Annotated in this window: 9 protein-coding genes; 6 read left to right on the top strand and 3 right to left on the bottom strand. The window is 27.5% G+C overall.

Annotation, left to right across the window (positions count from 1 at the left end; genetic code table 11):
- Positions 1-6 precede the first annotated feature (6 nt).
- Positions 7-648 carry a protein-L-isoaspartate(D-aspartate) O-methyltransferase gene (locus ACN5J4_RS00620; protein WP_418650234.1) on the bottom strand — a complete coding sequence of 214 codons (642 nt, stop codon included), beginning with the start codon at positions 646-648 and terminating at the stop codon, positions 7-9.
- 268 nt (positions 649-916) lie between these two features.
- Between ACN5J4_RS00620 and ACN5J4_RS00615 the strand changes: the two genes are divergently transcribed.
- The 3 genes from ACN5J4_RS00615 to ACN5J4_RS00605 are packed head-to-tail and all read left to right on the top strand — an operon-like array spanning position 917 to position 4,654.
- Positions 917-1,882, top strand: a complete 966-nt coding sequence (locus tag ACN5J4_RS00615; protein ID WP_418650233.1) for a Gfo/Idh/MocA family protein — start codon at positions 917-919, stop codon at positions 1,880-1,882.
- A gap of 24 nt (positions 1,883-1,906) precedes the next feature.
- On the top strand, positions 1,907-3,745 hold the full coding sequence (locus ACN5J4_RS00610; RefSeq protein ID WP_418650232.1) for a fibronectin type III domain-containing protein: 1,839 nt from the start codon (positions 1,907-1,909) through the stop codon (positions 3,743-3,745).
- Positions 3,746-3,766: 21 nt separating this feature from the next.
- The gene (locus ACN5J4_RS00605) at positions 3,767-4,654 is read left to right on the top strand and encodes a 3-hydroxyacyl-CoA dehydrogenase family protein (protein ID WP_418650231.1); all 888 of its coding nucleotides are present in this window, start codon (positions 3,767-3,769) and stop codon (positions 4,652-4,654) included.
- Between the two features lie 225 nt (positions 4,655-4,879).
- On the opposite strand, the gene ACN5J4_RS00600 is transcribed toward ACN5J4_RS00605, so the two are convergent.
- Both ACN5J4_RS00600 and ACN5J4_RS00595 read right to left on the bottom strand, forming a co-directional pair.
- A complete protein-coding gene (locus ACN5J4_RS00600) occupies positions 4,880-5,167 on the bottom strand; it encodes a hypothetical protein (protein ID WP_418650230.1) in 288 nt (95 codons plus the stop codon).
- Positions 5,168-5,301: 134 nt separating this feature from the next.
- On the bottom strand, positions 5,302-10,797 hold the full coding sequence (locus ACN5J4_RS00595) for an alpha-2-macroglobulin family protein (RefSeq protein WP_418650229.1): 5,496 nt from the start codon (positions 10,795-10,797) through the stop codon (positions 5,302-5,304).
- A gap of 306 nt (positions 10,798-11,103) precedes the next feature.
- Between ACN5J4_RS00595 and ACN5J4_RS00590 the strand changes: the two genes are divergently transcribed.
- From ACN5J4_RS00590 to ACN5J4_RS00580, 3 genes are all read left to right on the top strand, one after another.
- Positions 11,104-11,685: a tRNA-(ms[2]io[6]A)-hydroxylase gene (locus ACN5J4_RS00590; RefSeq protein WP_418650228.1), complete on the top strand. Its 582-nt coding sequence runs from the start codon at positions 11,104-11,106 to the stop codon at positions 11,683-11,685.
- Positions 11,685-12,122, top strand: a complete 438-nt coding sequence (locus tag ACN5J4_RS00585; RefSeq protein ID WP_418650227.1) for a DUF4268 domain-containing protein — start codon at positions 11,685-11,687, stop codon at positions 12,120-12,122. Before ACN5J4_RS00590 ends, ACN5J4_RS00585 begins: the two co-directional genes overlap by 1 nt.
- Positions 12,123-12,252: 130 nt before the next feature.
- The gene (locus tag ACN5J4_RS00580; RefSeq protein ID WP_418651121.1) at positions 12,253-12,714 is read left to right on the top strand and encodes a CAP domain-containing protein; all 462 of its coding nucleotides are present in this window, start codon (positions 12,253-12,255) and stop codon (positions 12,712-12,714) included.
- Positions 12,715-12,748: the final 34 nt, after the last annotated feature.

Here is a 12,748-nt window from a genome sequence, read left to right as displayed (position 1 = left end):
GATTTTTTAATTTTTATTTTCTAGCATTGGCACAAATTTAAAATCACCTAGTTCGTGTTTTTCAAATTCTTTTGGAGATTTTCTAATAAATAAAGTCATTACTTGCTCTTTATCTCCAACAGGAATTAATAACTTACCCCCTACCTTTATTTGTCCTAACAATGCTTTTGGCACAAATGGGGCTCCTGCTGTTACAATAATTTTATCAAAAGGTGCTTCTTCTAGTAAGCCTATATAACCATCACCAAAAATAAAGCGTTTTGGTCTGTAACCTATTTTAGGTAAAAACAATGACGTCTTTTTAAATAACTCATGCTGACGTTCAATCGAATATACTTGTGCTTTTAACTCTAACAAAACTGCTGTTTGATAACCTGAACCTGTTCCTATTTCTAATACTTTTTCACCTGGTTTAATATCTAAAACTTGAGATTGAAACGCTACCGTATAAGGATGTGATATTGTTTGCTCTGCTGCAATAGGAAAAGCTTTGTCTTGATAAGCATGTGCTTCAAAACTACTATCTATAAATAAATGTCGTGGTATTTTACGAACAGCATTTAGTACATTCTTATCAATAATACCTTTAGCTTTTAAAACAGCTGCTAATTGATTTCGAAGCCCTTGATGCTTTGTTGTGTCTTTCATTAAAATAAATATAATTTGATATTTTAAAAGTAAATTTATAGATACGTTTAAACATATTAATAACCAAAAAACACGAATGTTATTTTTGGTATATCGTATAATTTCAATGGTTCAAAAATAGTAATAAATATGTATAAAAGTGTACCTTTGTTAACATTGCTTTTTAAGTTAAAAACAAAAAGTATACGAAGTTAAAAAAAATAGTCATCTAAAAATATGTAAAATAACAACTTACCAATTAAAATGACTGTAAAAAATTAAATATATTATGTTAAAAGCTGGAGTTTTAGGAGCAGGTCATCTAGGAAAAATTCACTTACGTTTATTACAACAATCTAAAAAATATGAATTAGTAGGATTTTACGATCCTTTTACTAAAAATGCTAAAAAAATAGCAAAAGAATTTGGATATAAATTATTTGATTCTATTGATGAATTAATAGATGCAGTAGATGTTGTTGATATTGTTACCCCAACATTGTCGCACTTTGACTGTGCCAAACAAGCTATTAAAAAAGGAAAACATATTTTTATTGAAAAGCCAATAACAAATACAGTTTTAGAAGCTGAAGCTATTAGAACGTTAGCTAGTCAATATCATATAAAAGGACAAGTAGGTCATGTTGAACGTTTTAATCCAGCTTTTACAGCTGTAAAAAACATGATAGATACGCCAATGTTTATTGAAACACACCGATTAGCAGAATTTAACCCAAGAGGAACTGATGTACCTGTTGTTTTAGATTTAATGATTCATGATATTGATATTATTTTATCGGTTGTAAATTCTAAAGTAAAAAATGTACATGCAAGTGGCGTTTCTGTAATTTCAGATACACCTGATATAGCCAATGCACGTATTGAGTTTGAAAATGGCTGTGTAGCAAACTTAACATCTAGTAGAATATCAATGAAAAACATGCGAAAAAGTCGATTTTTTCAAAAAGATGCTTATATTTCTGTTGATTTTTTAGAAAAAAAATCAGAAGTAGTAAGAATGAAAGAAGTTCCTGAAAACCCCGATGAATTTGCCATGATTTTACAAAATGCTGAAGGAGTTAAAAAACAAATTTACTTTGACAACCCTGAAGTAGTTGAGAATAATGCAATTTTAGACGAACTAGAATCATTTGCTGATGCTATTATCAATAAAACAACACCTGTAGTATCTTTACGTCAAGGAACCGAAGCTTTAAGAGTTGCCTACATGATTATTGATTGTTTTAATAAATAGCATAAATACTACTTAATTATAAAAATGAAAAAAAAAAAAAACTATAAATACACGTCACTTTTATCAATAATATTTTTGACTTTTATTGCCTTTTCAAGTTTAACTTCTTGCTCGGAAAACGAAGAAGAACCAGAAGATCATTCTATACATATCAATAGTATTGATGCTGAAAACATTCAATTTAATAGTGCAACTCTAAAATGGTATCCAACTGTTTCTGGAGAAAAAACCACATCAACTTTTGATGTTTATTTAAATAATAAATTAATCAAAAAAGAAACTAAAATAATTAGTTTTGAACTTACCGATTTAACACCAAACACTGAATATTCAGTAAAAATTATCGGAAATACAAATTATAATACCAAAGTTGAAAAGGTATTTAGTTTTACAACTGCTGATTATCCTGAACCTTTAGGTTTTGAAGTATATTCAACTAAAATAACTTCTGAAAGTGCAGTTATAACTTGGGTTACTCCTGAAACTTTAGACAAAGAACCTCTAACTTACACTGTTTCTGTTAATGGTGAAATTAAAAAAGAAAATATTCTTGAAAATGTATCAGGAAATTTTTACAAACTTGCTGATTTAATTCCTTACAAAGAATATATTATTCGAGTTATTGCTACAACAAGTAAAAATAAAAGTGCTTTTAAAGAAATTAGTTTTAGTGCTTTACCAACTAGTTTTAACGAGCTTAATATAGTATCTAAAGAAATTACACAAAGCACCGCTACTATTGATTGGAATATTACTACAATAAATGATTATGTAGATGTTAACACAATTACTTATGACGTTTATTTAGACGGAACTTTACTTGTAGAAAACATAACTAATACTTCCTATATTTTGCAAGGTTTAGTAGCCTACAAAAATTATACTGCTAAATTAATTGCTAAATTAAAAAATGGTGATTCAAAAACTAAAGAAATTCAATTTAAAACATTAGGAACACCTCCTTCTGATTTTACTGTATCATTAAAAAATGAAGCAGAGCCAAATTGGACAGAGATTGAATGGACTATACCAACCGTTACAGATAACTCTTATGTTAAATATAATCTTTATTTAAACGATCAAATTATTGAAAAAGATATTTTATCATTCGTAAATAGCCGTACACTTTCTGAGTTAAAAGAAAATACAAATTACAACGTTAAATTAGTGGCTTTTTCTGATAATGGAACAAAAACTTTTTCAAATACTGTTAGTTTTAAAACAATAACTTATCCTAAAATAGATGGTGATTTTACACTTGATTTTAGTAATATTTTAGGAACTTCTGCTATTGCTTATTGGACTCCTGTTAACTACACTCATAATAACGAGACTAAAACAGTTGATTATATTTTATCAATAAAAGAATTAAATACTAACAATAATTCTACAATTGAACTTAGTACTAAAATTTCTAATTTAAAACCAAAAACAACGTATACCGTTACTGTAAATGCTTATGTTTATAATTCTGGTTTTAATAATTATACCCCTTCAAAAACTATAGAAAAAACCTTTACAACAGCTGATAATTATCCACTACACCCAACAATAGAAATTACGGAAGCTATTCTATATCATAAAAATAGCGCCTTTTTTCCTGGTCAAATTATAGTTAAATTTTCAGAAAACATAACGAATGTTAATATAGATACTTTTTTTGCATCAACTATGTTTATCAATAATTTTCAAACCTACTCTTCTTCTATTTTAAGCAATAAATTATCTAACACTAAATATGATTATATCATAAATAATTTTGGAGGTAATGTTATTGTAAATGAAGGATATGTTATATTTAATGAGAATGGAGAAACTTATAGAATTCCATTTAATTTTTCAATTCAAAATAATTCAAAATAACTAACCAAGAAAAGAAATGATATGAAAAAAATTGCTATAATAGGAGCTGGTACTATGGGAAATGGTATTGCACATACCTTTTCACAATTTGGTTATACCGTACATTTAATTGATATTTCTAAAAATGCACTTGATAAAGGAATGGCAACTATTGCTAAGAATTTAGATAGAATGGTGTTAAAAGAAAAAATATCAGAAGAAGATAAAAAAAATACTTTAGAGAATATTTCAACTTATACATCTATTGAAAAAGGTGTTCAAAACACCAATTTAGTTATAGAAGCTGCTACTGAAAATGTAGCTTTGAAATTAAAAATATTTAAAAATTTAGATGAAATTTGCCATAAAGATACCGTTTTAGCAACCAATACTTCTTCTATTTCTATAACACAAATTGCTGCTGCTACTAATAGGCCTGAGCAAGTTATAGGAATGCATTTTATGAATCCTGTACCAATTATGAACTTGGTTGAAATTATTAGAGGTTATAATACCTCTGATGAAACCATGAATTTCACGGTTGATTTAGCTAAAAAAATAGGTAAAACTCCTGTTGAAGTAAATGATTATCCTGGTTTTGTAGCAAATCGTATTTTAATGCCAATGATTAATGAATCTATAGAAACCCTATATAATGGTGTTGCTGGTGTTACTGAAATTGATACAGTAATGAAATTAGGAATGGCACATCCAATGGGTCCGTTACAATTAGCTGATTTTATTGGTTTAGATATATGTTTATCAATACTTAATGTACTCTATGATGGTTTTAAAAACCCTAAATATGCGCCATGTCCATTATTAGTAAACATGGTAAATGCAGGTAAATTAGGTGTTAAATCTGGTGAAGGTTTTTATGATTATACCGAAAACAGAAAAGCTGAAAAAGTAGCTAAAATGTTTTGTTAACCTTTACTTATTTTACAATAAAAAAGAAGTAACCTTAATTGAGGTTGTTTCTTTTTTATTGTAAAATATTCAACTCTTCTTAATTTATCTTTTTATATACTTCTGTATTCTTATAAACAATATTATTATTCTTATAAGTATTTACCTGTTTATAGGATTCCTTACCATTCTCTACAGGAATTATATACTTATTAACATCACTCTGCATTGATTTAGACATTGATGTTATACTTCTATTATTGTATCATTTTTATAAGTATATGTACCAAATCCATGCCATTCAGATAAATTTGAATCAGGACTCGCATTCCACATAACATAACCATTTAAATAAATTTTGTGCTGTATTTTAGTAGTATCTTTAATTATGGTATCTCCATTTGCTACGTGATAAAACTCACTTAACCTCCATACTCCTTCCATTAAATTTAAGGTTAGTTGTTTTTTATCTTTAATTTTATAATTACATGAAATACAAATCACAAACAGTATTAATAAAAATATTTTTTTCATATCATTTTAATTTATAGTTAAGATAGCCTAATTTATATAGAATTAAATAATATAGTATAAATACCTTTATATAAAACAAAACATGTGTAAATATATTTACACATGTTTTGTTTTATAAAGTTACGATAAGAAATTTACTTTACTACTTTGATCCATTTACCTTTTGTTCTAGCTATATAATCATTATCATACATGGCTTCAACCTGTACTCCGGGTAAATAATAGGTTCCTAAATACGATGCATTTAACAATACTTTAAATGTTTTTGTCTCATATTCCCTTAATGTAAAATAATTACTAATACTAGCATCACGAATATCTGTAAAATCTACTTGAGATGATGTTGTACTATTTCCAAAATCAGTAAAACGAGTATTAATAATTTCCCAACCAGAAGGTATATATTCCGTTAACGCCACATTCTCAATTCGATTATTTGTAACATTTTTTACAGTAACCTCTGCTATAAAATTTGTTCCTTGTGATAAATTATCTGGCGCTATAAGACTTCCTTCTTTTGTTTTATAAAAAACTGCTGTTTCTAAATTTTTTTGAATTACTTTTTCTTCACCTACAGGTAAAATACCTTTATTAAAAATACGTACATATAACACCCCTTTACTGCTATTAGAAATAGTTATACTATTTTCTTTTTTTAGAGCTTTTAAATCATCAGTAAATAAAGCTTTCGAAGTGTTTACATTTACTGAATTTTTATTTAATGCATACTTAGCATTAATACCTGAATTTTCTCCATTTTGCAAAGCATATTTACTCATTGCTAATAAACTATATGCTGTTGTTTGTGTACTCATCCATAAATCATCAGACAAATTTTCAGCAATCTCTTTTGCTAGTTTAATAGCTTTTGTTTCATCATTTAATAAAATAAAAGTATTTAATGCCATTGCTTTATTTCGTATTTCAGAACCGAAATTAGAATACTGTTTTTTCTTATAACTATTTAATGCTAATTGATTTAAAATATCTTTTGCTATCGATTTTTTACCAATCAATGCATATGCACTTGCCAATTGTATTTTTGCTTCATTAGAAATATCTGCAGTTTCACGTAAACGATTCATAGAGGCCACATCAGCACTATTTGCTAAGCTCAATGTATATAATCGATATGCTTGTGATAAAGCATTATTTTCATACGTTAAATTATTTCGCCAATTACGAGCTTGCTGTTTTTGGTAACTAATCCATTTAGTTCTAAAACCTATTGGTAATACATAACCTTTTTTAGCTGCCTCTAGCATAAAATGTCCTGCATAAGATGTTCCCCAACTACTTGCAATAGCATTTCCTTGCCAATAAGACAATCCGCCATTAGCTAACTGAAAATCTGATAATCGCTGAATAGTCGCTTTTATATTTCTCTCAATATCTTGTTGTTTTTCTTCGGATAATTCAAATATTTCAGCTAAAAATAACTGTGGAAAAGCACTTGAAGTAGTTTGTTCTACACAACCATGCGGATATTGAATTAAATATTCCATACGTTTGGTAAAATTCATTGGAGGTAATGTAGATAATTCTACACTTGCTGTATTAGTACCAGTACTACCAAATGTGGTAAAATTAAGCATACTTTTTTCGTTAGATTTTAACACCAAGTTTTTTACTTCGGTAGTTATAGGATTCGGATTTAAAACGTCTATTTCTACTTCGTAGGATGCTTTTTCACGTTCTGAAACTGCATCGATTTGGACTTTACCGATACCTTTAAAATCATTTATTTTTAATGTAAAATATACCATCTTTTCATCAGGTTCATTAAATGTTACTACTTGTGTTTTATTACCTTTAATAGTAAATGACTTATTTGGTTGTACGGTAACTTTAACTTTTTTTACAGAAGGTAACATTGCAAATACATTAACAGGTAGCGTTACAGTTTCCTGAGGTGTTATTTTACGAGGTAATGATGCTAAAATCATTACAGGTTTACGTACTAACGTTGTTTTTTCAACACTACCGTAAGCATTATTTGTAGCATCGGTAGCAACTACCATAGCACGTACCGAACCTATATATTTAGGTATTTTTATTGTATGGGTTTTACTAGCTCCGTTTTCTAAATTAAAGGGACCTAAATAAGTTACCATTGGTTTAAATCTATTTGCTTTTTTATTTTTACTTCCTGCTTCTGACTCGTCTCCACCAATACTTAAAACCTGATTTACTCTTCCTCCATAAGCACCTACTACATCATCAAAAACATCCCAAGTTTTTACTCCTAATGATTGACGTGCGTAAAAAGTATTCCAAGGATTTGGTGTTTTAAAACGAGTTAAATCTAATAATCCATCATCAACCAAAGCAATTGTATACGTCATTGCTTTTCCTTTTTGTTCTTTAATTTTTATTTTAACTATTGATTCGGGTCTTATTTCGTTTGCCAATTCTATTACTGGATTTAATATAGTTTCAGAATTATTTACTAACATAGGAATTGAACCATACATACGAATAGGTAAATCGTTTACCGTTTGGCTATGTTTTTGTAATAACGAAATATTTACAAATACATTAGGGGTGTAATTAGCTAGTACAGGAAATTTAAATGCTGTTTGCTTAGCTGTTGTTTCTACCCAAAAATAATCTAAAACTTCTGTTCCATTTTCAATAGTAATTAAAGCCCTCCCTTCTTCTGATGATGGAAATTTTACTGTAGCAGTTTCATCTACTTCATAAGATTCTTTATCTGTAGTAAAAACCAGCATAGTTGCATTTGTTTTATCTTGATTTCCTTTTTTCTTACCATACCAAGATGGCCAATCAAAATAAACAACATTTGAAGTAACATGTTTGCTTTTTTTATCTGTTATTTTTATCAAATAACGCCCCCAATCATTTTCACTTACCTTTAAATCAAAAGAGCCTTTTCCGTTTGCATTTGTTTTTACTTGCAGTGTTTTATATGCCTCATGATAACGTGTACCATCGTAATTAGAAAGTCCATTATCATTAGTACTCCACCACCAACGCCAAGATATTTTATATAACTTTACCTCTAAGTTATTAGCAACTCCTACACCATTTTCATTTACTGACGCTACGTTAAACGTATATTTTTCATTTGTAAATAAATAATTTTTAGATTGTTGTTCTGATGCGTTTAGTAAACCTACATAGGTTTTATAAGGTGATACTTTTTTCGAAAATACATCTGTACTAAAATCTCCACCATTTTCATAAACCTTTGTTATAAAACTAGCCTTTAACATTCCAGGTGCTTTACTTTCTAGACTTGGTGATACTGAAAAACTAGTTTCACCATCATTATTTAAAGCTCCGTTTAATACGTTAAACTCTTCTGTTCTAAAATTTCGAGTAACATCATCAAAATTATAGTTTTTGAATGTAGAAAACTCAGTTTTTGTTTGTCTAAACTTCCCGTTTATATCTATCTTTAAATTTCTTGCAATTGCACCATGTAGCCATTTTACTTCAACATTACCATTAATATCTTTATCAGCTTTAATAAAATCGGTTGCAGTTTTTAATTTAATTTTTAAACGATTCGGCTTTATAGTTTCAATTTTAAGTGTTTTATTAAAAACTGCACCACCAACGCTTACTCTTAATTTCCAATTTCCTGTAATAGCTTCTTGATTGGTTTTCGGGGCATACCCATATACATTCTCATTATTTTTGAACAATACTTTTCTTTCGGTAATTTTTCCTTGCGGATTTATCAATTCAAATTTAATAGGGTGCTTCTCTGGTATTGGATTTGCTTTATCATTTAAAACAAAAGTTAAAAATAATTGATCACCAGGTCTCCAAACACCACGTTCACCATAAATATACCCTTTAATACCTTTCTGTAATTTTGTACCTGAAACATCAAACTTACTCATAGATAAAGCTTTTCCGTCATTTAACTTAATGTAAGTTGTGTTTTTACCTTTAGTTATTTTTGCGAAAAAAGCATTATTAATACCGTTAAAGTTAACAACACCATCATTATTTGTTGTAGCTTTTACAACTGCTTGTTGTTGTAAATTATATAAAGTTACACTAGCATTCACAACAGGTTTTGTTGTTAATAAATTAGTTACAGCAATAAAGGTAGTTTCGTTATTTCCTTTTTTAACAATAACACCCAAATTAGTAGCTAAAATATTAGTGCTAATATTTTTATTGTAATAATATGAATTTGTACACGGGTTATCCCTATCACTCCATTTATAATTTTCATAATTATAATTATAGTAACTAGGGTCATCATATTCTTTTATATTTACACTCTTCCTCCCATAAATAATTGTACTAGCATTAGTAGTTCTATTACAAGTATAATTAGAGTAATTTTGATTAAATGATAATTCCACTCTGTACATTGCGCCATTTTCTACAGATAAAATTTCAGCTAAATCAAAGGCAAAAGCATTTTGTTTTGTTAAATCAACTCCTTTATTGCTAAGATTAACAGTGTATTTAGCTTCCGGACGACCAACATATCGTAAATTACCAGTATTATCTAAATTATTATCTTGTAAAAACTGAAGTACGTTATCTTTATATATCTTATAAACCAATACATCAACCGCTTTTAAATTAACAGTATTAAAATTAATTTTTAAGTTTGTTGAGTTTGGTATAATTGTTCCACTTTTAATAAAACTTACTGAAGGTTTTAATTCTTCAAAATATAATGTTTTACTATAATCGTTTTTTAAAACAACTCCATCCATATTTTTTATGCCTTTAAATATTTCAATAACTACTTTATTTTTAAAAGCTAATTTTGGATAAATAGTAACCTTATTATTAATAACCTTATATGTAAAATTTCTTTTTTGAGTATTTCTAAATTGAATTAACCCATTTAAATCTTGTAACTTTATAATAGGGTCTGAAAAACTAATCTCAATATATTGCTTATCATTATCAAGTACTAAAACATCTAAAATTTTGAAATTTTTCTTCCCCGTAACTATTATTTCTTGTTCTCCTTTTGAACTTGAATTTATAACGCTTCCGTTCCATGAAACAACTAAATTTTCATCATCATTCGCTCTTTCTAAATTTTCAATCTTAAAAAAAACTTTATTAACAAAGGTTTCATTAGTCTCAAACTTTATTACAACCTCTTTATTTTTATATTTTGCTTTTATTAATTCTGGTAATTTTTCAGACTCAATAACGTCACTAAAATTTATAACACCACTAACACCATATAGGTTTTTAGTTACTACAACTGGTTGCTGTAAGCTTACATTATAAAATAATTCGTTTGTTTTAATTTTTACAGTGAAGTTTTTTAGATTATCATCAATAGTATTATATAGTTTTGATAAATGAAGTGTTACCGTATAAATAGTATTACTATTTAACTTTTTAGAAGGTACAAACCTTATATTATTTCCATCTAGTAAAACATTACCTGCTACTTTAGGAACTACAGTTATAATAGTATTATCAACCGTAGTTACATTAGGTGTATTTTTTAAAGTAAACTTAAAATCAGTAACACTAGAAACCGTTTCTTTAGGATATACAGTAATGTACTCACTATAATTATAAACATTACTATCTTTTTCAGAATATTTATTACACGCATTTATAACAAATAACAAAAGCGTTATCACTAATATTTTCACTAAATTAATCATATAAAAGCATTTTTTGGAAGTGTTTCAAAGTTACAAATTAAAAAAAAATAAAATGTTAAAATTAATTATATTAAAACACTTATAAATTATTAGAAGCTGTTTTCCGCTTTTTCGCATTCGCTCTCTGTGGGGAGCTCAAACAAACACTTCAATCAGGTATAAATATATTTGCTAAACTTTGGCATAGTAGTAACATTAATTATTTTCTTATAAATGACAAGTTTGTAATATTATAAATAAACACTCATATAATTATAACGTACCTTTAATAATCATTAATTTTGTAACCTATATTCAATTTACAACATGTTAGGATTACAATTTGAAACCAAAACTTCTTGGGCAGATATTGCTAAAGACAATCTACAGCAAATATTAACAGATCATGCTTTTTTAGAGCAAAAAGCTGCTTCTAATGCTGTTTCAATAATTATTAATTATTCAGAAGAAACCGAACTTGTACAAAGTATGAGTGAAATAGCTATTGAAGAAATGGAGCATTTTAAAATGGTGCATGATTTTATGGTAAAACGAGGCATGGTTTTAGGAAGAGAACAAAAAAACGATTATGCAATTCGTTTACAAAAATTTTTCACAAAAACAAAAGACCGTACCAACGCATTAGTACAACGTTTATTAATAGCTGCATTAATTGAAGCAAGAAGCTGTGAACGTTTTAAAGTGTTTTCTGAAAATATGGAAGATAAAGAATTGTCTAAATTCTATAAAGATTTAATGATTTCTGAAGCAAATCACTACACTATATTTTTAGGTTTTGCTCGCAAATACCAAAATAAAGAAATTGTAAATAAAAAATGGAATGATTTACTAGCTTTTGAAGCCGAAATGATGAAAAATCGTGGTTCTGAAGCCAAAATACACGGATAATGTTTAGCAAAGAAGAATCTGCAGCAATGCGTAAAGAGTTTTGGACTAGCTTTGGAAAATCTTTTCCAAGAAAGTGGTTATTATATAATACAAAAATTAAAGGTTTTGCTTTTAAATTTCAAGGTGATCGCAAAACAGCTTCTGTTTGTTTAGATTTTGAACACCCTGAAGACATTGCTAATGAATTATTATACGATCAGTTATTATCATTAAAAAATATTTTAGAAACTCAATATTTACCTGAAGTTATTTTTCATGATAATTTTGAATTAGATAATAGAAAAATTATCCGTCGTATTTATGTTCCTTTCGATAAAAAATTTAGCATTCATAATAAAAATACCTGGAGAGATTGTTTTGAATTTTATGTAGCTACTATGGAACAATTTGAGTTGTTTTTTTATGAATATGAAGATTTTATTAAACAAGCCATTTAAGCTGCTAATTTTAACAATAAAAATATTTTATTTTTTTATATCATTGTTTTAAACTATATTTAAGGAGTTATTTTTTTTAATCCCTTAATCCCCCTTAACAATGTATAGCCATCCCCTAAGGTTACTTACAGTGTTGTTCTACACACTAATTTTAACCTCTTGTACTTCAAGTAATCAAGTAGAATTAACTGAATTAGAAACTCATGAGAAATTTAATGAGAAAACAATTGAAATTAACATTTTAAATTCTATAAATGATTACAGAGTTTCTAATGGTTTTTCACCTTTAGAAAAATTACAAGCTATTAAAACACAAACCAACAATCATACCAATTATATGATTAATGAAGCTAAAGTTTCTCATGATTATTTCTATGATCGAAAAAAATATTTAAAAGAAAATGCTAATGCAATAAGTGTTAGTGAAAATATTGCCTATGGTTATTCAAGTGCTGAAACTGTTTTAAATGCTTGGTTAAAAAGTAATAGTCATAAAAAAAATATTGAAGGTAATTTTACACACTTTGACATTACTGCTGAAAAAGATTTTAATGGAAAATGGTACTTTACTAATATTTTTGTTAAAAAATAATCAATAAAGTACTTATAAATTAAATTCATAAGTG

This window comes from Tenacibaculum aestuariivivum (genome assembly GCF_964507685.1).
In the GTDB taxonomy this organism is placed as follows: Bacteria; Bacteroidota; Bacteroidia; order Flavobacteriales; family Flavobacteriaceae; genus Polaribacter; species Polaribacter aestuariivivum.
This window is presented reverse-complemented; position numbering and strand designations above follow the sequence as displayed.

Coding starts and splice junctions, on each gene's coding strand:
- ACN5J4_RS00620 (WP_418650234.1), bottom strand. CDS start 648: ATGAAAGACACAACAAAGCATCAAGGGCTTCGAAATCAATTAGCAGCT.
- ACN5J4_RS00615 (WP_418650233.1), top strand. CDS start 917: ATGTTAAAAGCTGGAGTTTTAGGAGCAGGTCATCTAGGAAAAATTCAC.
- ACN5J4_RS00610 (WP_418650232.1), top strand. CDS start 1,907: ATGAAAAAAAAAAAAAACTATAAATACACGTCACTTTTATCAATAATA.
- ACN5J4_RS00605 (WP_418650231.1), top strand. CDS start 3,767: ATGAAAAAAATTGCTATAATAGGAGCTGGTACTATGGGAAATGGTATT.
- ACN5J4_RS00600 (WP_418650230.1), bottom strand. CDS start 5,167: ATGAAAAAAATATTTTTATTAATACTGTTTGTGATTTGTATTTCATGT.
- ACN5J4_RS00595 (WP_418650229.1), bottom strand. CDS start 10,797: ATGATTAATTTAGTGAAAATATTAGTGATAACGCTTTTGTTATTTGTT.
- ACN5J4_RS00590 (WP_418650228.1), top strand. CDS start 11,104: ATGTTAGGATTACAATTTGAAACCAAAACTTCTTGGGCAGATATTGCT.
- ACN5J4_RS00585 (WP_418650227.1), top strand. CDS start 11,685: ATGTTTAGCAAAGAAGAATCTGCAGCAATGCGTAAAGAGTTTTGGACT.